Genomic DNA, 19,417 nt, shown 5'->3' with positions numbered 1-19,417 from the left:
GGGTGCTTCGCACCCCACCCACACCACAACACACCAGATTTAGTGGACTTGCGTAAGTCCTGCTGGTATCACTTGGTTGAGAATTTGGGCAAAGTGGGTGGTTCTGTGCAACGTTTATATCAATTCTCTAAATACCAGCTACACATAAAGCATCCACAATCCAATCCCACTGGGTGAGCGATCGCATCTGGTGCGGGCAGAGAGAATGAACCCATCGGCTAATTGCGTGCTGGAGTTCACCGAGGTCGTCAAAGCGAGCCCAGGCGAACTCGCATTTGAACTCCCGCCACACTCGCTCAACTGGATTGAGTTCGGGACAGTAGGGCGGCTGAAACACCAAGATCACGTTATCGGGTATCGTCATGCCTTCAGCGGTGTGAGCCGGTGCATTATCCACCTGAATCAGATGCAACTCATCGGGAAACTGTGCTGCAAAGCGGTGCAAACACGCTTCAAAGCAGGCACTGTCCAGGTGAGAGAACTCCATTAGCCACGAGGTGCCACTCAGCGGTTCCACCAGACCGTACAGCCACCGGTGCACAAACTGCCACTGCACCGTACCAGTCGGTTGTACCCCAAAGCCGGTCAACTTCCGGTGCTGCACTGTCAGCAGCCCAATCCGACTCTCATCACTGCACCAGTAGCGAATCCGCCCCTCGTAGCTGCCGCAACTCCGGCGTTAGCGCTTGACACAACTGCGCTCCCAGGTTTGCTCAAAGGACTCCACCGCCCCAGGGACCTGTTTCTCAGACACCGGACCGGGCACTTTGAGCTTGGCTTTGAGCCGATAGCGCACCGTCTGATGCACCGTTTTGTACGGCACCTGTTGGCCATACACAGCGGCGAGCCACTGCTGCACCTCCCCATAGCTCTTAAATTGCAGTTCCCGTTCCAATGCCGTCAGCACTTCACCCGTAATCGCTCGCGGACGGCCACTGCGAGGGGGCACGCTCAGCAGCGCGGCCAGTCCATGCTGACGGTACTGGCTCAGCCAACGAGATATCGTTGTGCGGTGGTACCCGCTCATTTCAGCCAACTGCTCGACACTCGTGGCCTGTCCGGTCTTCAGCCACCACAGCACCTGCACTTGACTGCGCTCAGAGGCTCGATGTTGTTGGTTCAGCACCGCTTTGAGGGCTTCTGCCGATTCCGTGATATCAATCTTGAGGACACCAGACATAGCAGAGGCAGGCCATAACGACTCCCTCTATCCATAGCAGATCTTTAAAGAATTGATATTAGCCCACCTTCCAGGTTCTTTGCACTCCCCCGTTCACAAGCGCCCACTGCAAGCAGTGGCACGTTTCCTCTCGTACTCGTATGTAGGCTCTACAGGTTAGGGTACGCAGGAGATCATTGAATGCTACCGCTTACTGGGCAAAAATTCCTGATCTCGACTTGACAGGAACCGCACGGGCAGATCGGATACACAGTTGGGCAATCAATTCGGTCGAAGTGACGGCACTTTGCAGTTGAGCAAAGTTGAGGGTGTCTGCCTTGATTTGGGCGATCGCCAACACCTTGTCGATGCTGTCATCGCTCAACTTCATACCTGCTTTCAGGAAGTCGGTACAGGGACCCTAATGCCGTTGAGTGGGTGTGCGGCTACGCTTGCACCAGAAGTGACTGATGACATGGAAGACGTGCCCTTTGCCCCAATCAAAACTAACAGCAACCACAGGCGCACTGTGTCGCGATAGCAGGTCATGGCTTGCCGCTTCGATCGCCACCTTATCGGGATTGAGAATGGCGATCGGGTGGCTGCTGCCCTCCAACCACCACTGCGGGTCAGTTCCCAGTACCACTACGTCAGACCACAGGCTATTTAAGCTTGGCTCTACAGAAATCACTTCATCCCCGGTTGCCCGTCCGGTAAACTTGACCATGCCGGGAAAAGCAGGTTCGATGAACCGCCCCAGTGCCCAGGCAGAACTGACTAGCCACTTGCCTTCATTCACCCGTTGGCTGAGGTGTTCAATCAGGGCTTTGTCGTAACTACTAGAGCAGTTGACAAAGATGATTTGAGCATCCAGTTTTGATGCATCTGGGTTCATGGTGCAGGGGACATTTAAACACGCCAGAATATCTTCGACGCGATCGAAACTGCCTGCATATACGGCGACATCCTGCTTTCGCAGCTTATTCAACACTTGCAGGTCTTCAGGGCGCTGCTTAGTGAGGCGTTGACGAACGGCGATCGCCGCCACTTCATACGCTTTCTTCATGTCGCTCATGGCAGTCACCTCCTGTAGTTGAGCGAGATTTGGAATTTTAGGAGAATATAGGGCAAGCATTTCCTGCCCTACGGGTTTAGTGCCGGGTGGTGGGCATCAGCCACATCCCCGGTCGCTCTAGCCAGTTCTTCACTAGCGGTTCAGGAAGACGATTCAGCAATTTGAGCATGTCCCAGGTGTTGACCTTCATGGCTTTGGCTAACTCTTCTCGAACGCGATCGGTACTCACCGTTGCCATCAGATCAGGGAGTTCTGGGTTGTGCAAGGCTTCCTCCAGATCCGGAGCTAAGCGAAAGTCCAGCTTGACGGCAAAGCGCACGGCTCGTAGTGCCCGAAGTGGATCATCTGCAAGCGTTACCATTGGCGGCAACGGAGTTCTCAGCACTTTTGCCTCTAAGTCTGCCCTCCCATTGAACAGGTCAATGAGTTCTCCCACTTCAGACTTTGCCAGAGCATTCACCGTAAAGTCCCGACGCTGCAAATCATCCTCTAGGGTTCCCGGAACGACGATCAGCTTTCGAGTTCCCGGTAAGTACTCCAACTCCCGCCGTGCCAGCACAAAGTCAGCCACTAATGCCTGGTGAGGCGGTGGGAACTTGGCACGAATTGTCAAGCAATCCTCTGTTTCCAGAAAGATTCTGAACCCTGCCTCTAGCATCCAGTTCTTCATGAACTGGAATGCTGCATGGATCGGCCTGTCCTGAGCCTCTGCGGGTGTGAGCACAAACGAGAAATCTGCATCCTTGCTCTGGATGCCCAGCAGTTCGTCACGAACTTTACCACCAACTTCAAAGATTTGTGGCATGGGTCTTCACCTCCTCACCAATAGTCTTGGTTGGAAGGGGACTACCCACCCCAAAGAGAGGTGATAGTCCCAGCTTCCCACTTATCCGTCCGCACGGGCAGCGGTGTGTCTAGAATCTCCATCAGCAGGTCTAGACGAGAAGGACGGGTTAACAGAGGTACGAGGTTGGGCAAGCTGTAGTAGTCTCCCGCAAAGGTAAACGTTTCTACAGGTGCTTGCTGTCCTTTCAGTTGGCTCTCTAGCCAGTTGCAGTAACCACCCACACGAACAATCACCACATTGGGCATGACCGCCAACTCCCGACAGTAGGTCTTGTAAACCTCACCGAAGTAGGGAGCCGCATTCTCACCCTCGTCCGTCACGACAATAATCTGGTCAACGACTTGCCGCTTCTTCCGCATCGCTTCCAAAGGCGCACCAATGCTCGTACCACCGTCTGCCTTAATATGCTGGAATGCCCGCTCCCAGTCGGTCAACTCCTTGCCCTGTGCCGTTACAGGATAGGGAATGTTGTCGAAGGCGTAGACAAACAGGTCGGCCAGGGTAATACCAGAGATCAGGGCAGCGAGTCGCTTCCCAAGCTCGATCGCATTCTCCATCGAACCCGACTTGTCCACGAGCAACGCAGTCGGACGGGCAATGACACCGCGCCGCTTCACTTGCTCATTCGTTACCTTCTCTAAGCGAGCCAGGGTATCGTCATCGAGATCCGCTACATCGGCTGCAACTTGTGCTTTGAATGCCGCAACTCGCGCACTCTTGGATGCCTCGTCTAGCTTGCCATCGATTAACGCCTTCACCTCTGGGTGATCCATTGCTCCTCTTGCCTTGAGCGACTTGAGGTTGTTGATCACTTCCTGGGGAGTCATGCTGTTGATTAACGCCACCAGAATAGTCGGAGTCAGTTGCTTAATGGCACCGATGGCGATCGCATAGGGCAACTTAAACTCGACAATCAGCCGTGCCTGTTCTGCCGTACTTTCAGCCTTTGCAAGCTGCTTTAGCACCTCTGCTAGAGAACCCACGGGAGGCTGGTCACGGAACAGAATTGCATTTGCCCGCTCATCAGGCTTGATATGCAACGAGGCATACAGGTGCTTCATTGCCTTGCGTCCCCGCAGAGCGGCGCGATCGAACAAGACAGGGTTGCTTTCCCGCACCTTTAGATACCGCTGCACGGCAGTTCGAGCGGAACGGGGTAGCTTGTTGCGGTGCTGCTTCATGAAGTCCACCACACGAGCTACCTGGTAAGGTGGAAACTCTTGCAGCATGACGAAGCCAGCATCGCGGTGTTCGGTCAAATCGCTGGTCAGCAAATGAGCGACAAACACTTCCTTGTGGTCACGCACCTCACCATTACGCTGATACCAAACTGCCAGGTGTCCGTAAAAGATGGGGTCAAGTTCAACGATCAATTGGTGGATTTCTGCCACTTGCTCTAGCTTGCGGTGAGGTGTAGTCAGCAAGCTGTTGAGCATTTCCAGGCGCAAATCGCGTTCGGTGTTGTTCATGAGAACCTCCTCTGGTTGTGAATGGATGAGGAGGCAGATGTTGCACGCAACGGTGAAGAGTCACCGCGCAAGTGACAGAAGCTTGGCTGAAGAGTGTGATCCCTCCAGTTTTGCCTGCTATCGGTCTCAGGCTTGCAGCGTATCCCTCCAGATACACACCGTTGTTTGGTGGAGAGTATGTAAGCTTCTGCGATCGGGGCACGGCAACAACTGCCAGTAAAAGTGAAAATGGATGAGGCTATTGCCTAAAAGTAGTGGTCGCGTAAACTACCGTCATATCTGCCACTATTACGACAACATCGCTTGAAAGGAACGTCCAGAACCGCAAGGACACAAATCGTTGTTACCCAACTTTTCTTGCAGTTCTTTATCCCCGTGAACGATGCGATGTCCTCGTTTGACAGCGGTCTCTGATGGATATCCTCGACGACGTTTGCTAGAGGGTTCAAAAGCAGAACGTTTGCAGGTCGTTGAGGTCTTCCAAATCGTTATTTAGATTGGTGTTATGAGAATTATTTCGCTTCATGATCCTCACCTCCAGTTTTGATATTTTTATTGACAGCACTAATCTCTTTCTCAGATTGCAGAGACTGGTTTTGTATGCCCTTTTGAGAGTTGGTCTGCCTGACGAGTGGTTTCAGGAAGACGATATTTGGGCGCACACTGTAGAACAAAATCGATCGCACTCTTCAAACTAATCCGATGTCCAACGGAGACGTAAACAGGCTTGATATTCGGCTGTGTGCGAACGATCGCGCCAATCACTTCCTCGTCATCTCGGATTGGTTGCCATGCACCTCGATGCTCCGCTAATGGTTCATGTTCTCCCAGGTAAGGTGTTTTTGCCACACCGATCGATGGTAGACCACTGACAATACCAAGATGACAGGCAAAGCCACAGCGACGTGGGTGAATATAACCATTACCATCACAGAGCAGCAGATCCGGTTTCGTCTTCAATTCTGCCAACGCCTCCATCACCACTGGAACTTCCCGGAATGCCAGTAAGCCTGGAACATAGGGAAAGGTCGTAGGATGGCGAATCATTACGGATTCTTGAAGCGTCAGGTCAGGAAATCGAAGGACGGCGATCGCAGCACAAGCAACACGGTCATCCTCTTCAAATCCCACATCGACTCCGGCAACGGTTTGCACTGCACCAAAGTCATCCTCCATCACCACTCGTGACCGTAACTTCTGCTGAAGAGCGATCGCTGCCTCTGGAGTAGCTGTCCGGGTTAAGGTTAACAGTGGGTGATGCATGAGGAGAACCTCTAATGAAACCTAAGATTATGCTCGGAAAGATGCGATCGAATTAGGGACTGCAAAAATCACTTCATGCAAGTCGAAAAAGCGGTGTGTCATACACAGGATTTGAACCTGTAGTAGCTTGATTCTAAGTCAAGTGCCTTATCCATTCAGCGAGTATGTAAGCTTTTTGAGTTAGGGCACGAAGTGGAGAGATTTATCCGTAAACGGCTTCAGGACGAATGATCAAGTCACCACTTGGACGGCGATCGACCACATAAGCAGAGAGCCGAGTGGTGTTGACATCCAGGTGTCTGGAAACTTGTTCTTTTACAGCGACATCACTCATACCTCTTGTGATTCCCAGTTGAGTTTCGTTTAGGTCGAGCGATCGCCCCTCAAATCGAATATGTACCATTGCTATCACCTCTTGGTAATCGATAAAACAACGGAAGGAGGAGTCGTTCGCGTAGCGTCTCCGTTAGGAGAAACCTCGATAGCGTTACACTATCCTCTGGTCTTCCAAACCAGTTGCCGTCCACACAGCCGCACCTTCCAAAGAGCGGAAACTGGAGGAATCGTTCGCGTAGCGTCTCCGAATGGAGAAACCTCTACAGCATGAACTGCACCCCTGTTTTCGAGACAGGTTATCGCCCATCGATCGTAGTTTCCATTTGGGGTGACTGACGAGAGTCGAACTCGCTAACACTGGTGTCACAGACCAGCCCCTCCACCACTTCGGGTTCAGTCACAGTGGAGCCAAGGGGACTTGAACCCCTAACCTCCTGTTTGCAAGACAGGCGCTCTAGCCAGTTGAGCTATGGTCCCATTTGGTGGATCTGATCGGAATCGAACCGATCGCCTCCCGATGAGAATTACACTCATCCCTCGTACAAGTTCACAAAGCTGTTTTTTTGCTTCTTAACAGGAAGTTAGTATGTAAGCTTTGCCTGTTAGGGTACAAGGTGGTTTAGGCGCTCTGCCACTAGAGCTACAGACCCAGGATTGGTGGATTCTGGTCGGATTTGTAGCTTGCTTCCGCGAAGCGGTACCGACATCTTCCTGCTTGCAAGGCAGACGCTTTCCCAGTTAAGCTACAGATCCATATGGCAGGAGTGGTAGGGATCGAACCTACACAAATCGATTTAGAAGATCGATGCCCTTCCATTAGGCGACACTCCCACAATTTGGTAGTCCTGGCAGGATTTGAACCCGCAACCTGGTTCTTGTAAGGAACTTGCTCCACCATTGAGCTACAGGACTATAAGAGCCATTGCCTTTGGGCACGCTCAAGCGATCGATGGGACTCGAACCCATGCGCTGAGTGTGGCGCACTCAGATGCTCGCCGCTACATCACGATCGCGTTTGGTATGGACAGTGGGACTCGAACCCACACCAAGAGGTTGGAAGCCTCACATGCTACCGCTACACCATGTCCACATTCTGGGGCTGGCGACAGGAGTTGAACCTGCAACCAACTGTTTACAAGACAGTTGCTCTACCGTTGAGCCACACCAGCATTGGGTGACGGAGGTGAGAATTGCACTCACTGATTTGAAGGGTATGAACCTTCCGAGCCACTGTTGCTCCATCTCCGCATACCCCTGACAGGAATCGAACCTGCAACACACTTGGTTTAAGCAAGCGATGTCTACCCGTTGCATCACAGGGGCATTTGGTGGGCTATGTAGGATTTGTTCGCGAAGCGTTCCCGAAGGGTACCTACGCTCTTCCGCTTAAGAGGCGGCGGCTTTACCACTTAGCTAATAGCCCATTTATGAATTGCTCAACTTAAAGTTGAACATGGGTCGCCCAGGGGTTGAACCTGGATAAGTCCGCTTAAAAGGCGGCTGCATATCCGCTCTGCCAACGACCCAAATGAAATGGTCTGAGTGGTAGGGATTGAACCTACGACCTCCAGTTCCCCGAACTGGCGTGCTCCCACTGCACCACACTCAGATATTTGGTACACCGAGCAGGAGTCGAACCTGCTAATAACACGCTTATCGGGCGTGCGCGTCCACCACTTCCGCCTTCGGTGCTTGGTACTCCCGGTGGGAATCGTTCGCGAAGCGTCTCCGTTAGGAGAAACCCACAAAATCTAGATCCTCGGTCTAGAGCGTCTTCCCTTCCGCCACAGGAGCATCAGTACCCTCGGTGGGATTTGAACCCACAAAATCTGGTCTCTGAAGCCAGCACGTCTGCCAGTTCCGTCACAAGGGCAAATGGGTTTTGATTGTGTTGAGTGAAAGCGACGCTTTCACTCAACACACAGATAAGGGCAAATGGTCGGGATGGTAGGATTTGAACCCACGACTCCTTGGTCCCAAACCAAGGCTTCTGACCACTGAATTACATCCCGATACTTGGTACTGCTGGTGGGAGTCGTTCGCACAGCGTCTCCTTCGGAGAAACCCACAACCTCTGGTTTCTAAGACCAGCACCTCTTCCGATTGGGCTACAGCAGCATGAATAATTCGTAGTTCGTAATTCGTAATTTGTAATTGGTGTTTTAATTCTGAATTACGAATTCACAATTCCGAATTAGTTTGGTACTCCTGGCGGGAGTCGAACCCGCACGTTGACTGGTTTTGAGACAGCCGCCTCTTCCGATTGGGCTACAGGAGTGAGTGTGTTTGAGAAATTTATTTTTCGTGCGCGAAGCGCACGAAAAATAAATCCTTATCCTTGAGAAATGGGAGGAATACAGGGGATTGACCCAGGCGACTGTTGACCTCCCAACTGCCCCGCCAGGGTTTGAACCTGGAATCTTCGCTTTCAAAGAGCGGGATGTTGCCAGTTACACCACAGGGCATTGGATTGGATGCCGAGGCTGGGGTCGAACCAGCATCTCCGTGATTCAGAGTCACAGCGACTTTCCATGTTGTCCACTCGGCAATGAATGGCTGCCCCAGCAAGAGTCGAACTTGCAACCGTGCGGTTAACAGCCGCCCGCTCCGCCATTGAGCTATGGGGCAATGAGTGGGAAGTGACAGGATTCTCCGAAGGAGACGCTTCGCGAACGAACTGCCTTCTCGCCGTCTTCAGCGGCACGTGAGCACCAGCTTCACCAACTTCCCACAAGCGGAGAGCAGAGGAATCGAACCCCTAGCCCAAGGACTACCCTGGTTTTCAAGACCAGTTGCCGACCATTCAGCGGTGCCCTCCATGATTGGCGAGAACGGAAGGAGTTGAACCTTCACTCTTCGGTTTCGTAGACCGATGTGTTTATCCAGTTACACCACGTTCTCAAAGGCGGAGAGCAGTGGACTCGAACCACAATTGTTCATCCATCTGTTTAGCAAACAGTGCCGATCGCCTGATCGATTTACTCTCCATAATGTTGTTAATCAAACCGTTGGTAGGTCAGGCTGGAATTGAACCAGCAACGCGATTGCGGCGGTTTTACAGACCGTTGCCCACACCAATAGGCGAGCCGACCTATGTTGAATTTGGCAGTGCAGACGGGACTTGAACCCGTTAATCACACGCTTGAAAGACGTGCCGCTCGACCACTTCGCTTCTGCACCATGTATGCCGTGCAAGTTGAAAAAGCTGTTGTTCACACACAGGATTTGAACCTGTAGTTGACTGTTCTTGAGACAGTTGCCTTACCATTAGGCGAGTATGTAAGCTTCTTCGATTAGGGCACGACAACGCACAGACGAGGGTTTGAACCTCGAACAACGGTTTTGGAGACCGTGATGTTGCCGTTACACCATCTGTGCATTGGTCGCAGTGGTGGGAGTCGAACCCACATATCCTCGGTTATGAGCCGAGTACCTTAGCCGTTAGGTGACACTGCAATGATTGGACTCCAGGGTGGGAGTCGAACCCACGAATAGTCGGTTTTGCAGACCAACGCCTTCCCACTTGGCGACCTGGAGATAAATTTGCTGTGCAAGTTGAAGAAGCTGTTTTGGATTGAACTACCTCGCCAGGGTTGGAGGCGAGGACTGGAATTGCACCAGCAACCTATCGTGTTTCAAACGATCGTTCTACTGTATGTAGGCTTCTGACATCAGGGCACAGCAACGAGGATGACAGGATTTGAACCTGTGACCACTTGCCTCGGAAGCAAGCACTCTGTCCATCTGAGTTACACCCTCATTGGGAGCCTTGACGGGAGTTGCACCCGCTTCTTTCTGGCTGAGAACCAGAACGACTTTTCTATTCGTCCACAAGGCTGTACGGCTTTTTCAGTTGTTGTTTAGTGCTTCGCACTAAACAACAACTAATTGAAAGCTTTACGGGGATGATGGGATTTGAACCCACGATCTTTCGCTCGACAGGCGACTGCTTTGAGCCACTAAGCTACACCCCCAAAGGTGGCGATTCAATTTTCAAGGTTCAAGTTTGCTGATGAATCAGCCGGAATTAGAGAAAGCAACACCGTTCCAGAGAATAGGTTTTCTGAAGTTGGCGGAGTGCTTGCGCGAACTGAGTGAAAGATGAATGTCCCTGATTGAATAAGTCGTCTTGAAGTGGCATGGAAATGCCAGAAATATGAGTGGTTAAGAACTCTAAGAGCTTCAAGAAACCATTGTTTTTCGTAAGGGAGTGAGTGTTCATTGGATTCGCTCCTCTGTGTCTCATCTCGTATTACAAACATAATACAACATACTACAAGGTGTCAAGAGGGTGCTACAACTTTTTTTTGAGATGGGAGAGAACGACTATCAGAAAATCCTTGTATCGCTCTCTCCCGATGAACTTGACCCTTAGGCTGGAGAGGAAATGTGGACTTCGCTCATCTGCCACAGCTTGTAAATGAAACGCTCAATTCGTTCACGAAGTGTCTCTGAAAGAGAATCGCTCATCAAAGCCAAAAACATCCCCTCCTGAGCTTCTTTGCTTTCAGCCATCCAGCAACCACTCAGGTTGACTTCTACCGAAGCATCATCAACCAATAAGATCGTTGAGTTGGGGTTGTACTCCCGTTGCAATGCCGCTTCCAACTCTTCAAGTTCAGGTAAATCCGCAGGTAACAGAAAGGAAGCACGACCGGGTTCAACATGGAGCATTTGCCCTAACCGCATGGCCAGGAGGACTCGCTGGGCAATCAATAGTTCGGGGTGAGTCATGGTTTGCTCCATGTACAGCCCAACGTCGGTGTAATTCAGCTTCAACATCGGTCATGCCTCCTTTCCAGGCTTGAGGTCAGGTGTCAACAGGTTGCTGTTCTTTCCAAAACTGCTCGGCAAAGGCGATTCCTTCAGAGAGCTTCGCTAACGCAGGATGCATCGGTGCTTTGGGTTTGGTTTGGAGTACCATCCCGGTTTCATGCAGGAGGCGATCGCCCTTACTGGAATTGCACTTCTCGCAGGCTGCTACCACGTTGTCCCAGGTATGGGTTCCGCCCTTCGAGCGGGGAATCACGTGATCCAGCGTCAGGTGCTTGGTGCTGCCACAGTACTGACAGGTGTGGTTGTCGCGGCGAAAAACTTCCCGCCGATTGACGGGAGGAAGTTTCCAGTGCCGCTCTGGATTACCACTGGTTAACCGAATGTGGTCGGGAATCTGTAGTACGACACTGGGAGAGCGGACTTCCCAGTGCTGGGTGCTACTGAACTCCAGAGTCTCGGCCTGTCCGGTAACCAGAAGCACGATTCTCGTTCCGAGAGGCTTCGCCAACGCCCGCTTAAGGTTGATCCGCGCCAGGGGCAAGTAGTTCTTAGAGAACAAACACCACCACCTGGTTCTGGAGTATGGGAATTTTCTGTCGCTGCTGAGTTTGCATGAGTGTACTCCTCAAAAAAACACCCCCTGCCTCTGAACACCAGGAGCGGGGGTTAGGGAAGTGGATATGGCTTTCCCTATGTCGGTGTCAGGATGGTCCTGCACCTCCCGCTGCTAGTGAGTTGATCCGGATTGAGTCGTCCGGCGTTCGCGAAGCGTTCCGAAGGAATTGTGCTATCCATGCCTTCGCTGACGGATTTACCGTCACCAAAGCGATACGTCCCCTCACACGCAAACAGCGCCGCTGCTCTACCCGAACATTAGGCTTGTTGGGAAATAAGCTGGTTTTAAGAACAAGGTTTTTTGCTTTCTCTCCAAGTTATGCTGCATCGAGATAGAAGTTCCACAAACCGACTGCATTGAGCATTAAGCGGTCATCGAAATCAGGCACACGATTGCGATAAACATCGGTTACGACACGATAGCGTTTGATACCAGCATGGGCATGCTCACACACCACTCGTTGACGACTGAACTCTCGGTTTTCCTGCTTCTGTTGTTGGGTTAATTCCTTGCCTTTTGGTTTCTTGTGCGGCAAATGAACGTTGTCAAACTCGTTTTGTAACCCCTGAAACCCTAAATCTCCTGCAATGGCAATTTCATCTGGGATGTATTCCACCAAGCTGGCTTCCTCTAATGCCGTTTGTCATGAATCCTGCCGCCTTTGGCTTGGCTCAGCTCAGCAGTTTGGGTGGACTCGAACGTTTAAGCTAACCGAACTTCAAGACGCTGCCAATCAAGGTCAAATCTGTATTATTAGCGCGCAAAGGAAGGATTTAAACAGATCTGGTCATATTTGTGCGGTCGTTCCTGAAACTCCATCACACAAAGCTCAACGCAGCGGTGCAACGGTCGTTTCACCTTTACAAAGCCAGGCTGGAGTCAACAACTTCGCTTATGGTGGTAATGTCTGGTGGACTGCTGAAAAATTCCGTAAGTATGGATTTTGGATGCATGCTTAGTTAAGCAACTAGCTACAACTCTGCAATGCTGACTTGAAAAGTTAAAACATACGTCAGCACAAGCTCCTTCAAACATCAATGGAGGTGCTTGTTGCTTTGGCGCTAAGCCATGTTGGTGTCATTGCGCATGAGCTACCAATTCTCCCCGAACTCAACATGATTTCAATTTTTTTGTTTCATGGTACGGGCCTATACCCTTCATGCTGGCGCTACTCTTGAGTAGGGCTCAGCTTTTTTGATTTCGCAAGGCTGCACAACGCAATCGCTCCTCTACTTGCACCACCTCCAACCCTAATCCGAAGTTACTCTACACTCTCTCCGATCGCCCGACCGATTTGCTTCAGAATTTGTAGCGCATTGCGGAGTTCTTGACTAGACGCAAAGGGGGCAAACACCCGTGATAACCCATACAGCCGTTGCTCTTGCTGCACCAGTTTTACAAACAGAATTTCATCGCCATTCGTCACCATACCAAAACTGGGTTGCTCCGGTTGAGAATTTGCCATCAAATACGCCAGCGTTTGCGGCAGTGCCGTCCAGACCGACAACGCCGTTTTCTTAGACTCCAAAACCACCACCCAAAACTGATTCAGCAGCACCAACACATCAATGCGTCCTTGCAACACCTCTTCCCCATCATCCAGCGTCAACTGCACCGATGCTTCTGCCCGCACCCAAAACGGTGGATCATAAAAGCCCGCAATTGCCAGCAGGGGAGATGCCAGCAACAACGTCACAGTCCCTTCTAACAATTGTCCTTGCGATCGCTGATAGAGATATCGCCGCCGTGCTTCCTCCAGAAGCAATCGTTCAGCATCAGAAAGTTCTGGCAGCGGAGTTTGCCATTCTAAAAAAAAAGCTTCATCTTCCGTTCGTGACAGCTTAAATTTTCGTTCTACTTCAGCGATCGTTGTAATTGCTTCAGTCATCGCAATGGACATAGAACTGATGAATATAGGACGGTTCGAGCAGGCGATGCGATTAATTCTAACAGTTGCTCCTGTTGTAAGTCCTGGGAAACGGCGATCGCTCCTCCATCCCCTCACCTAATCGTGTTAAACTGAGAATGATTATCATTCTTGATTGGCTTATGGTCAGTTCTGTTCTTCCGCCCCATATCAACCCACCCCGCACTGAAACGTTGCTGCGGATTCGTCATACTTGTGCTCATGTGCTAGCAATGGCAGTGCAAACGCTGTTTCCAGAGACCAAAGTGACGATCGGACCCTGGACAGAGACTGGCTTCTACTATGACTTTGACCGTCAAACCCCCTTCACCCCTGACGATCTCACCCAGATTGAAACCGAGATGCGGCGCATCATCAACGCCAATTTGCCGATCATTCAAGAAGTGGTCGATCGAGCGCAAATTCGGGCAGAAATTGAGCAACTCCACGAACCCTACAAACTGGAAATCCTCGACAGCATTCCCGCCGATGAACCGATCACGCGCTACTTCATTGGCTGTGTAGACACCCTGCAAGATGTGGCAGAGGCTTCCTTGTTTCACATCGCGGCAGACACCCTGACGCAGAAACAGATGGGCAAGGATTGCTGGTGGGATTTATGTGCAGGTCCTCACCTCAACTCCACGGGTGAAATTAACCCTAATGCCTTTGCCCTGGAGAGTGTCGCGGGAGCCTATTGGCGAGGGGATGAAACCAAACCGCAGTTACAACGAATTTACGGTACAGCCTGGGAAACCCCAGAACAGCTACAGGCGTATCTCACCCAAAAAGAAGAAGCGAAACGCCGCGACCATCGCAAATTGGGACAAGATCTGGATCTGTTTAGTATCCAGGAGGATGCAGGTGGGGGACTGGTCTTCTGGCATCCCAAAGGGGCGCGGATGCGGCTCTTGATTGAAGACTATTGGCGCAAAGCGCATCTGGATGCAGGGTACGAACTACTCTACACCCCGCATATTGCCAATCTTGATCTCTGGAAAACCTCCGGTCACTTCGATTTCTACCGCGAGAATATGTTTAACCAGATGGAGATTGAGGCACAGCAATACCAGCTCAAGCCGATGAACTGCCCGTTTCATGTGCTGACTTACCAGAGCCATCTTCATTCCTATCGAGAATTACCGATTCGTTGGGCAGAGTTGGGCACTGTCTATCGCTATGAGCGATCAGGCGTGTTGCATGGCTTGATGCGGGTGCGCGGTTTTACTCAGGATGATGCTCACATTTTCTGTTTACAAGGACAGGTGGCGGACGAAATCCTGGGTGTACTGAACCTCACGGAAACAATCCTTTCTGATTTTGGTTTCACCGAATACGAGGTAAATCTTTCCACTCGCCCTGCCAAATCGGTGGGGACGGATGATATCTGGCAATTAGCCACAGATGCTCTGGTTGAAGCCTTGAATACCAAAGGGTGGGACTATATCACCGATGAAGGGGGTGGTGCGTTTTATGGTCCCAAAATTGATATCAAGATCAAAGATGCGATCGGGCGTTTGTGGCAATGTTCCACCATCCAGGTCGATTTCAATTTGCCGGAACGCTTTGAGATGGAATATGTCGCTGCTGATGGTTCGCGCCAGCGTCCGATCATGATTCACCGTGCCATCTTTGGGTCGTTAGAGCGATTCTTTGGCATTCTCACCGAAAACTATGCCGGGGATTTTCCTCTCTGGCTGGCTCCAGTCCAGGTGCGAGTGTTGCCTGTGAGTGATGATCAACGAGACTATGCCAGAGCGATCGCCCAACAACTCAAACAACTGGGATACCGGGTTGAAGTCGATTCCAGTGGTGAACGGTTGGGTAAACAAATTCGCACCGCAGAAGTGGAAAAAATTCCGGTAGTTGCCGTGATTGGGAAGCGGGAAGTCGAGCAACAAACTTTGAGTGTGCGAACGCGTCATGCGGGTGAATTGGGATCGCTGTCGCTCGCTGAGTTAAGTGAGAAGCTGGAAACGACAGTCGCTCAAAAAGCGATTCTTTGAGAGTTGTCGTCTGTTTCACAGTATTTTACGGCTCTCATCCAATTCACAATTTGTGTAACAGGAGTGACATCATGAACTTATTTTCTCAAGACAAACCCAAAGCCAACCCAGAGAAGGTTCAAGATATTAAGAACTGGGCTTATCGCATCTTAAACATAAACCCTGACATTCCAATTTCCATCAGCCAACTCACTTGCAAAGAACCCGGATGCCCTCCCATTGAAACCGTCATTGCCATCATGACTCAACCCGTCAAACAGTACAAAATTCACAAGGCGGTGGATGAAATTGACGAATTAGACATTTGCAACCTGTACTAAACCACTCCCTACTCCCCACTCTCTAATGTCCCAACACACTCTATTTATCTGCAAGTCCTGTGCTTTCTCCTCAACCAAGCGAGATTATATGGGGCAACGAGGTGGTTATCATCTCTGGCAAAGCCTGTTACGAGTGCAACATCAATGGCAGCTACAAGCTGAATACAACATTGAGGCAGTGAATTGTTTAAGTGGCTGTAATCGAGCTTGCGCGATCGCCTTTGCTGCCCCTAACAAAACCACCCTGATGTTTGGCGATTTGCCACCTCTACAAAGCGCTTCTGCCATCTTGAAATTAGCGGAGCAATACTATACCAGTCTGGATGGCATAGTTCCTCGCCAAGAACGCCCTGAATTACTCAAAAAGGGAATTCTAGCCACAATTCCACCACTGCTGAGCAGAACTGAAGCCTCAGAGCCATAGAAACGTTCCAACTTTTTCTGTCTTCACCTTGACTTATTGAGAATATTCTCAAGAATAGAAGGGCGTATCTGGTGACCTGTGAACCGTGAACATTGTCATCGTTCGCAGCAATATTAGGAGTAGGAATGCCATGAGTGATTGCCCTTGTTGCAACGGCAACCTTTTGCGCCACATTCGCAATTCTGGGGTTTACTGGTTCTGCCTAACCTGTTAGCAGGAAATGCCTAATCTGATTGCTGAGACCCTCAGTCAACAAAAACAGTCGCATCATTCCAGAGAAGTGCGATTGAATCGTCCAAACCCAATCTAATGCAGGTCAGTACCCTTTACGCCTCACAATTCCAAAGTATCAGTATGGTTGGGCAAGTGTCGATGGGTTCTCTTCCTAACACCTCTTTTAATAAAACCAATGGTAAATTCTAATTTAATGCTGGCAAAGCCAGAGGGTTTAATACTTCGGTTGTTCAAACGGCGAGAGTATTTGTCTTCGCATTGCAACCAGCTTTGGCAAATTGAATCTGGCGCAGTGCGGACATACACCCTGACTGATGATGGTACGGTTATTGCGCTTGGCTTTTGGGGCGAAGGAGATGTCATTGGGCAATCTCTGACCAGAATTCAACCGTATGAAATGGAATGTTTAACAGATGTTCAGGCGCGGGTTCTGCATTTGAATGAATGCGATCAGTTGAATCAAATATTATTTTCCCATCTCCACCAAACTCAAGAGCTACTGCGAGTTCGGAACGGACAGATTCATCATCGGTTCTGGCAACTATTAGATTGGCTGGCTGATAAGTTTGGTCATGAGTCAGAGCAGGGACAACTGATCAAACTCCGACTCACTCATCAGGATTTTGCGGATGCCCTAGGAACTACCCGTGTCACCGTGACCCGACTGCTTGGTCAATTTGAGCGGGAAGGTCGGATTAGCTGGGTTGGGCAGCAGTTGCTCTTGATTCGAGATTCTTAGCTGTATTGGTACTCAGAAGCCTTTTTACGGTTAACCGACCTTCTGGTTCTATTAGTACGAAAAGCTTTTCGCGTCAAGATTATTGTAATATTTATTTATATCAAGCTACAATTTGTTACATAAGGTTAAGCAAAAGGAAGCAGCGTCATGGTTCGTGGACAAGTTATGGAAGAGGGTGGACGCGCCAATGTTTATGCGGTTGAACCCAAGATGTATGTGGATGACACCCAAAAGTTTGGCTTCAACGAATATGCGGAAAAGCTGAATGGACGGCTGGCAATGATTGGCTTTGTGTCTGCCCTGATCCTGGAAGTGGTGACTGGACACGGTGTAATTGGCTGGTTGGCAGGGCTGTAGGCTTTTCCCTCTAGATAAGTTTTGGATTAGTAAACGTCATCTATTTTGGAGATAACTCTCATGAAGACTGACTTCGATTTCCCCAGCAAATATCTGATCGGTCCAGTTGTGTTCAGACCGGACTTTAACGCACAGGCTGACGTAATGAGTGCTAACCAGGCATGGTCGCTGTTTTTCACAGCTGGTCAGGAAGACAAAGCACTTGGGTTTAACACTGAGGCAGGTCGCTTCTTTACAAACTTACTGTTGGCTTTAGGTGCAGCAGGAGTTCTATGGGCAGTGCTATTCAACAATGCAGTGTAGGTGATTTGCGATCGCTGCACTTATCTCAAGTCTCCTCTGAAGTCCCGGTTAGCTCTCCTCTGGGACTTCTATTTGTATTGAGAAACAGGTTCCAGAAATTTTGTAAAGTAGTTAGAGCGTGTTTTATTCAGGGAGTATGTGACGGTATGGCAGTAGAAGCCCCTGCATCGATCTATGATGTTTCCGCTACCAGCATTGAGGGAAACTCAGTTTCATTCGACACGTATAAAAATAAAGTTTTACTGATTGTGAATACAGCAAGCCAGTGTGGCTTTACCCCTCAATATCAAGGGTTACAGGCGTTGCATGATAAATACGCTGATCAGGGATTGGTTGTTTTAGGGTTTCCTTGCAATCAGTTTGGGCAGCAAGAGCCAGGAAATTCAAACCAGATCCAGTCCTTTTGTGAAACTCGTTTTGGTGTTTCCTTTCCACTGTTTCAAAAAATTGAGGTCAATGGTAATAATGCCCATCCGCTGTATCAATATCTGACAAAAGCGGCTCCAGGAATCTTCGGTACAGAGGCGATTAAGTGGAACTTTACTAAATTTCTGGTCGATCGCACTGGAAACCTGGTGAAACGCTATCCGCCAACAGCAAAGCCAGAAGATATCGAAAAAGATGTGCGATTGCTACTATAAACTAGTCTGGCTCACTATATCGTTGATTTGAACAGCGCATCAGGGGATGACTTCTACCGAAAATAAAGTCTCTTCTGACGCATTCATCACGGCATTGTAGCGTTGTCGTCCAGTGGTGTTCTGATTCCAGTCATCTAACTGCGCTCTGGCAGTCGCCGAAATGGTGTAGTGAAGCGTTTCTTCAGTGGTGCGATTGCGAACCTCAGCAACGCCAAAAGTCCCCTCTGGGCTGGTAGTCGTAGCAACTCGCAACAAGTTTTGTCCAGGGGTTGAAGTGGTGGCAATCATGATGCCATCTGCAACACAGGGACAGGGTGCGATCGCGCCACTGTAGTAGGTGATATCCAGTGTGCGGGGGTCTGCATCTAATCGTTGCATAGCATCCAAACCGATGCGAATGCCCAGGGCAATGTAGGAGCCAAAGCCACCATGCACCCGCCGCCCCAGTTCTACCCATTGATCGGGTGTTTCGGTCGAACGAGTTGGCTGAAGCGCAAGTTGTTGATGGTCATTTAGTAAAGTGAATTTGTCCTGGGCGGAATCGCGGAGTACACCATTTGTAGCAGTAGCGATCTGACTTCCATTAAATCCCAGAATTCCACACAATATTGCGACCCAACTCAGAGTATTGATACCTTTAATCATTTCGTAATCCTTAAATGCCCCTGACCAGGATAGTCAGACCAGGTGTGGTTTGTTAAATTATGCCGAAGTGCAAAACTACAGGCAATCGGGTCAAACCATTCCACATGGGAGCAGACGAATTTCTAGAACACTATCGACGGGGCGAGCGTGACTTTCGAGGAGTTAATCTACGTGGGGCGTGCTGAAAAAGTATTTCACGAGTTTTAAGAAGACAGACGGTTAAATCTTGGGATTCGCTAGAACTTAAGCAGCAGCCAGGGCGCATTGAGGATCGCGCCACTGCCGCTGCCATCGGTTGAAC

The 19,417-nt window shown here is 50.2% G+C and carries 22 protein-coding genes and 31 tRNA genes; 8 read left to right on the top strand and 45 right to left on the bottom strand.

Annotated elements, in window-relative coordinates; all coding sequences use genetic code 11:
- Positions 1 to 127 precede the first annotated feature (127 nt).
- The 43 genes from ACQ4M4_RS28070 to ACQ4M4_RS27860 form a co-directional block, all read right to left on the bottom strand.
- Entirely contained in the window at positions 128 to 649 is a 522-nt protein-coding gene (locus tag ACQ4M4_RS28070; RefSeq protein ID WP_430687766.1) for an IS630 family transposase, read from the bottom strand.
- A gap of 30 nt (positions 650 to 679) precedes the next feature.
- Positions 680 to 1,180 carry a helix-turn-helix domain-containing protein gene (locus ACQ4M4_RS28065; RefSeq protein ID WP_430687764.1) on the bottom strand — a complete coding sequence of 167 codons (501 nt, stop codon included), beginning with the start codon at positions 1,178 to 1,180 and terminating at the stop codon, positions 680 to 682.
- A gap of 190 nt (positions 1,181 to 1,370) precedes the next feature.
- On the bottom strand, positions 1,371 to 1,550 hold the full coding sequence (locus tag ACQ4M4_RS28060; RefSeq protein ID WP_430687763.1) for a hypothetical protein: 180 nt from the start codon (positions 1,548 to 1,550) through the stop codon (positions 1,371 to 1,373).
- A gap of 30 nt (positions 1,551 to 1,580) precedes the next feature.
- Positions 1,581 to 2,234: a hypothetical protein gene (locus ACQ4M4_RS28055; protein WP_430687762.1), complete on the bottom strand. Its 654-nt coding sequence runs from the start codon at positions 2,232 to 2,234 to the stop codon at positions 1,581 to 1,583.
- Between the two features lie 76 nt (positions 2,235 to 2,310).
- Positions 2,311 to 3,039 (bottom strand): hypothetical protein, encoded by a 729-nt coding sequence (locus tag ACQ4M4_RS28050; protein ID WP_430687761.1) that lies wholly within the window; start codon positions 3,037 to 3,039, stop codon positions 2,311 to 2,313.
- A 41-nt stretch (positions 3,040 to 3,080) separates the two neighbouring features.
- On the bottom strand, positions 3,081 to 4,550 hold the full coding sequence (locus tag ACQ4M4_RS28045) for a vWA domain-containing protein (protein ID WP_430687760.1): 1,470 nt from the start codon (positions 4,548 to 4,550) through the stop codon (positions 3,081 to 3,083).
- Positions 4,551 to 4,838: 288 nt separating this feature from the next.
- Positions 4,839 to 4,901: an SEC-C metal-binding domain-containing protein gene (locus ACQ4M4_RS28040; RefSeq protein ID WP_430687765.1), complete on the bottom strand. Its 63-nt coding sequence runs from the start codon at positions 4,899 to 4,901 to the stop codon at positions 4,839 to 4,841.
- Between the two features lie 225 nt (positions 4,902 to 5,126).
- Positions 5,127 to 5,813, bottom strand: coding sequence for a deoxyribonuclease V (gene nfi / locus ACQ4M4_RS28035; RefSeq protein ID WP_430687759.1), 687 nt, complete (start codon positions 5,811 to 5,813; stop codon positions 5,127 to 5,129).
- 96 nt (positions 5,814 to 5,909) lie between these two features.
- A tRNA-Leu gene (locus ACQ4M4_RS28030) sits at positions 5,910 to 5,980 on the bottom strand.
- A gap of 35 nt (positions 5,981 to 6,015) precedes the next feature.
- Positions 6,016 to 6,216: a hypothetical protein gene (locus ACQ4M4_RS28025; protein WP_430687758.1), complete on the bottom strand. Its 201-nt coding sequence runs from the start codon at positions 6,214 to 6,216 to the stop codon at positions 6,016 to 6,018.
- A 257-nt stretch (positions 6,217 to 6,473) separates the two neighbouring features.
- Positions 6,474 to 6,550 (bottom strand) — tRNA-His (locus tag ACQ4M4_RS28020).
- A 2-nt stretch (positions 6,551 to 6,552) separates the two neighbouring features.
- Positions 6,553 to 6,626, bottom strand: a tRNA-Ala gene (locus ACQ4M4_RS28015).
- Positions 6,627 to 6,804: 178 nt separating this feature from the next.
- A tRNA-Ala gene (locus ACQ4M4_RS28010) sits at positions 6,805 to 6,902 on the bottom strand.
- 3 nt (positions 6,903 to 6,905) lie between these two features.
- Positions 6,906 to 6,980 (bottom strand) — tRNA-Arg (locus tag ACQ4M4_RS28005).
- A gap of 6 nt (positions 6,981 to 6,986) precedes the next feature.
- Positions 6,987 to 7,061: transfer RNA gene (locus ACQ4M4_RS28000), tRNA-Val, on the bottom strand.
- Between the two features lie 104 nt (positions 7,062 to 7,165).
- A tRNA-Gly gene (locus ACQ4M4_RS27995) sits at positions 7,166 to 7,239 on the bottom strand.
- A 4-nt stretch (positions 7,240 to 7,243) separates the two neighbouring features.
- Positions 7,244 to 7,318: transfer RNA gene (locus ACQ4M4_RS27990), tRNA-Thr, on the bottom strand.
- A gap of 80 nt (positions 7,319 to 7,398) precedes the next feature.
- Positions 7,399 to 7,472 (bottom strand) — tRNA-Leu (locus tag ACQ4M4_RS27985).
- 3 nt (positions 7,473 to 7,475) lie between these two features.
- Positions 7,476 to 7,572 (bottom strand) — tRNA-Lys (locus tag ACQ4M4_RS27980).
- 31 nt (positions 7,573 to 7,603) lie between these two features.
- Positions 7,604 to 7,675: transfer RNA gene (locus ACQ4M4_RS27975), tRNA-Lys, on the bottom strand.
- Between the two features lie 8 nt (positions 7,676 to 7,683).
- Positions 7,684 to 7,758, bottom strand: a tRNA-Pro gene (locus tag ACQ4M4_RS27970).
- 5 nt (positions 7,759 to 7,763) lie between these two features.
- Positions 7,764 to 7,841: transfer RNA gene (locus ACQ4M4_RS27965), tRNA-Ile, on the bottom strand.
- Position 7,842: 1 nt separating this feature from the next.
- Positions 7,843 to 7,943 (bottom strand) — tRNA-Leu (locus ACQ4M4_RS27960).
- 5 nt (positions 7,944 to 7,948) lie between these two features.
- Positions 7,949 to 8,022, bottom strand: a tRNA-Leu gene (locus ACQ4M4_RS27955).
- A 63-nt stretch (positions 8,023 to 8,085) separates the two neighbouring features.
- A tRNA-Pro gene (locus tag ACQ4M4_RS27950) sits at positions 8,086 to 8,161 on the bottom strand.
- A 5-nt stretch (positions 8,162 to 8,166) separates the two neighbouring features.
- Positions 8,167 to 8,267 (bottom strand) — tRNA-Leu (locus tag ACQ4M4_RS27945).
- Between the two features lie 82 nt (positions 8,268 to 8,349).
- Positions 8,350 to 8,427 (bottom strand) — tRNA-Leu (locus ACQ4M4_RS27940).
- Between the two features lie 114 nt (positions 8,428 to 8,541).
- Positions 8,542 to 8,614, bottom strand: a tRNA-Gln gene (locus ACQ4M4_RS27935).
- 6 nt (positions 8,615 to 8,620) lie between these two features.
- Positions 8,621 to 8,697 (bottom strand) — tRNA-Gln (locus ACQ4M4_RS27930).
- 5 nt (positions 8,698 to 8,702) lie between these two features.
- Positions 8,703 to 8,777 (bottom strand) — tRNA-Asn (locus ACQ4M4_RS27925).
- 107 nt (positions 8,778 to 8,884) lie between these two features.
- Positions 8,885 to 8,967, bottom strand: a tRNA-OTHER gene (locus tag ACQ4M4_RS27920).
- Positions 8,968 to 8,972: 5 nt separating this feature from the next.
- Positions 8,973 to 9,050, bottom strand: a tRNA-Arg gene (locus tag ACQ4M4_RS27915).
- 108 nt (positions 9,051 to 9,158) lie between these two features.
- Positions 9,159 to 9,242, bottom strand: a tRNA-Tyr gene (locus tag ACQ4M4_RS27910).
- A gap of 10 nt (positions 9,243 to 9,252) precedes the next feature.
- A tRNA-Glu gene (locus ACQ4M4_RS27905) sits at positions 9,253 to 9,329 on the bottom strand.
- A 32-nt stretch (positions 9,330 to 9,361) separates the two neighbouring features.
- Positions 9,362 to 9,426 (bottom strand) — tRNA-Leu (locus ACQ4M4_RS27900).
- Between the two features lie 30 nt (positions 9,427 to 9,456).
- Positions 9,457 to 9,527 (bottom strand) — tRNA-Trp (locus ACQ4M4_RS27895).
- Between the two features lie 2 nt (positions 9,528 to 9,529).
- A tRNA-Ile gene (locus ACQ4M4_RS27890) sits at positions 9,530 to 9,605 on the bottom strand.
- Positions 9,606 to 9,610: 5 nt separating this feature from the next.
- Positions 9,611 to 9,686 (bottom strand) — tRNA-Cys (locus ACQ4M4_RS27885).
- Between the two features lie 148 nt (positions 9,687 to 9,834).
- Positions 9,835 to 9,908: transfer RNA gene (locus ACQ4M4_RS27880), tRNA-Arg, on the bottom strand.
- 141 nt (positions 9,909 to 10,049) lie between these two features.
- Positions 10,050 to 10,123, bottom strand: a tRNA-Asp gene (locus ACQ4M4_RS27875).
- Positions 10,124 to 10,520: 397 nt separating this feature from the next.
- A complete protein-coding gene (locus ACQ4M4_RS27870; RefSeq protein ID WP_430687757.1) occupies positions 10,521 to 10,931 on the bottom strand; it encodes an alr0857 family protein in 411 nt (136 codons plus the stop codon).
- 28 nt (positions 10,932 to 10,959) lie between these two features.
- Entirely contained in the window at positions 10,960 to 11,406 is a 447-nt protein-coding gene (locus tag ACQ4M4_RS27865; RefSeq protein ID WP_430687756.1) for an HNH endonuclease, read from the bottom strand.
- 451 nt (positions 11,407 to 11,857) lie between these two features.
- On the bottom strand, positions 11,858 to 12,157 hold the full coding sequence (locus ACQ4M4_RS27860) for a transposase family protein (protein ID WP_430687755.1): 300 nt from the start codon (positions 12,155 to 12,157) through the stop codon (positions 11,858 to 11,860).
- Between ACQ4M4_RS27860 and ACQ4M4_RS27855 the strand changes: the two genes are divergently transcribed.
- Positions 12,129 to 12,500: a hypothetical protein gene (locus ACQ4M4_RS27855; RefSeq protein WP_430687754.1), complete on the top strand. Its 372-nt coding sequence runs from the start codon at positions 12,129 to 12,131 to the stop codon at positions 12,498 to 12,500. The genes ACQ4M4_RS27860 and ACQ4M4_RS27855 overlap by 29 nt on opposite strands.
- A gap of 302 nt (positions 12,501 to 12,802) precedes the next feature.
- On the opposite strand, the gene ACQ4M4_RS27850 is transcribed toward ACQ4M4_RS27855, so the two are convergent.
- On the bottom strand, positions 12,803 to 13,429 hold the full coding sequence (locus ACQ4M4_RS27850; protein ID WP_430687753.1) for a type I restriction endonuclease: 627 nt from the start codon (positions 13,427 to 13,429) through the stop codon (positions 12,803 to 12,805).
- A 161-nt stretch (positions 13,430 to 13,590) separates the two neighbouring features.
- Here ACQ4M4_RS27850 and thrS point away from each other — a divergent pair, with 161 nt between their 5' ends.
- From thrS to ACQ4M4_RS27815, 7 genes are all read left to right on the top strand, one after another.
- Positions 13,591 to 15,453: a threonine--tRNA ligase gene (gene thrS, locus ACQ4M4_RS27845; RefSeq protein WP_430687752.1), complete on the top strand. Its 1,863-nt coding sequence runs from the start codon at positions 13,591 to 13,593 to the stop codon at positions 15,451 to 15,453.
- 71 nt (positions 15,454 to 15,524) lie between these two features.
- Positions 15,525 to 15,773, top strand: coding sequence for a hypothetical protein (locus ACQ4M4_RS27840; protein ID WP_075601525.1), 249 nt, complete (start codon positions 15,525 to 15,527; stop codon positions 15,771 to 15,773).
- A 25-nt stretch (positions 15,774 to 15,798) separates the two neighbouring features.
- Positions 15,799 to 16,197 (top strand): DUF1636 family protein, encoded by a 399-nt coding sequence (locus ACQ4M4_RS27835; RefSeq protein ID WP_430687751.1) that lies wholly within the window; start codon positions 15,799 to 15,801, stop codon positions 16,195 to 16,197.
- A gap of 409 nt (positions 16,198 to 16,606) precedes the next feature.
- Positions 16,607 to 17,170 carry a Crp/Fnr family transcriptional regulator gene (locus tag ACQ4M4_RS27830; protein ID WP_430687750.1) on the top strand — a complete coding sequence of 188 codons (564 nt, stop codon included), beginning with the start codon at positions 16,607 to 16,609 and terminating at the stop codon, positions 17,168 to 17,170.
- 147 nt (positions 17,171 to 17,317) lie between these two features.
- Positions 17,318 to 17,527: a chlorophyll a/b-binding protein gene (locus ACQ4M4_RS27825; protein WP_430687749.1), complete on the top strand. Its 210-nt coding sequence runs from the start codon at positions 17,318 to 17,320 to the stop codon at positions 17,525 to 17,527.
- Positions 17,528 to 17,587: 60 nt separating this feature from the next.
- A complete protein-coding gene (locus ACQ4M4_RS27820) occupies positions 17,588 to 17,830 on the top strand; it encodes a hypothetical protein (RefSeq protein ID WP_430687748.1) in 243 nt (80 codons plus the stop codon).
- A gap of 146 nt (positions 17,831 to 17,976) precedes the next feature.
- Positions 17,977 to 18,471, top strand: a complete 495-nt coding sequence (locus ACQ4M4_RS27815; RefSeq protein ID WP_430687747.1) for a glutathione peroxidase — start codon at positions 17,977 to 17,979, stop codon at positions 18,469 to 18,471.
- Positions 18,472 to 18,510: 39 nt separating this feature from the next.
- Here ACQ4M4_RS27815 and ACQ4M4_RS27810 read toward each other — a convergent pair whose 3' ends face one another.
- Positions 18,511 to 19,116 carry a formylmethanofuran dehydrogenase subunit E family protein gene (locus ACQ4M4_RS27810; RefSeq protein ID WP_430687746.1) on the bottom strand — a complete coding sequence of 202 codons (606 nt, stop codon included), beginning with the start codon at positions 19,114 to 19,116 and terminating at the stop codon, positions 18,511 to 18,513.
- Between the last annotated feature and the right edge of the window lie 301 nt (positions 19,117 to 19,417).

Source organism: Leptolyngbya sp. AN02str (assembly GCF_050565595.1).
Taxonomy (GTDB): domain Bacteria; phylum Cyanobacteriota; class Cyanobacteriia; order Elainellales; family Elainellaceae; genus Kaiparowitsia.
This window is presented reverse-complemented; position numbering and strand designations above follow the sequence as displayed.

What these genes read in the sequence shown, in the direction of transcription:
- ACQ4M4_RS28065 (WP_430687764.1), bottom strand. Translation starts at nt 1,180, where the DNA reads ATGTCTGGTGTCCTCAAGATTGATATCACGGAATCGGCAGAAGCCCTC.
- ACQ4M4_RS28060 (WP_430687763.1), bottom strand. Translation starts at nt 1,550, where the DNA reads ATGAAGTTGAGCGATGACAGCATCGACAAGGTGTTGGCGATCGCCCAA.
- ACQ4M4_RS28055 (WP_430687762.1), bottom strand. Translation starts at nt 2,234, where the DNA reads ATGAGCGACATGAAGAAAGCGTATGAAGTGGCGGCGATCGCCGTTCGT.
- ACQ4M4_RS28050 (WP_430687761.1), bottom strand. Translation starts at nt 3,039, where the DNA reads ATGCCACAAATCTTTGAAGTTGGTGGTAAAGTTCGTGACGAACTGCTG.
- ACQ4M4_RS28045 (WP_430687760.1), bottom strand. Translation starts at nt 4,550, where the DNA reads ATGAACAACACCGAACGCGATTTGCGCCTGGAAATGCTCAACAGCTTG.
- nfi (WP_430687759.1), bottom strand. Translation starts at nt 5,813, where the DNA reads ATGCATCACCCACTGTTAACCTTAACCCGGACAGCTACTCCAGAGGCA.
- ACQ4M4_RS28025 (WP_430687758.1), bottom strand. Translation starts at nt 6,216, where the DNA reads ATGGTACATATTCGATTTGAGGGGCGATCGCTCGACCTAAACGAAACT.
- ACQ4M4_RS27870 (WP_430687757.1), bottom strand. Translation starts at nt 10,931, where the DNA reads ATGTTGAAGCTGAATTACACCGACGTTGGGCTGTACATGGAGCAAACC.
- ACQ4M4_RS27855 (WP_430687754.1), top strand. Translation starts at nt 12,129, where the DNA reads ATGGCAATTTCATCTGGGATGTATTCCACCAAGCTGGCTTCCTCTAAT.
- ACQ4M4_RS27850 (WP_430687753.1), bottom strand. Translation starts at nt 13,429, where the DNA reads ATGACTGAAGCAATTACAACGATCGCTGAAGTAGAACGAAAATTTAAG.
- thrS (WP_430687752.1), top strand. Translation starts at nt 13,591, where the DNA reads ATGGTCAGTTCTGTTCTTCCGCCCCATATCAACCCACCCCGCACTGAA.
- ACQ4M4_RS27840 (WP_075601525.1), top strand. Translation starts at nt 15,525, where the DNA reads ATGAACTTATTTTCTCAAGACAAACCCAAAGCCAACCCAGAGAAGGTT.
- ACQ4M4_RS27835 (WP_430687751.1), top strand. Translation starts at nt 15,799, where the DNA reads ATGTCCCAACACACTCTATTTATCTGCAAGTCCTGTGCTTTCTCCTCA.
- ACQ4M4_RS27830 (WP_430687750.1), top strand. Translation starts at nt 16,607, where the DNA reads ATGGTAAATTCTAATTTAATGCTGGCAAAGCCAGAGGGTTTAATACTT.
- ACQ4M4_RS27825 (WP_430687749.1), top strand. Translation starts at nt 17,318, where the DNA reads ATGGTTCGTGGACAAGTTATGGAAGAGGGTGGACGCGCCAATGTTTAT.
- ACQ4M4_RS27820 (WP_430687748.1), top strand. Translation starts at nt 17,588, where the DNA reads ATGAAGACTGACTTCGATTTCCCCAGCAAATATCTGATCGGTCCAGTT.
- ACQ4M4_RS27815 (WP_430687747.1), top strand. Translation starts at nt 17,977, where the DNA reads ATGGCAGTAGAAGCCCCTGCATCGATCTATGATGTTTCCGCTACCAGC.
- ACQ4M4_RS27810 (WP_430687746.1), bottom strand. Translation starts at nt 19,116, where the DNA reads ATGATTAAAGGTATCAATACTCTGAGTTGGGTCGCAATATTGTGTGGA.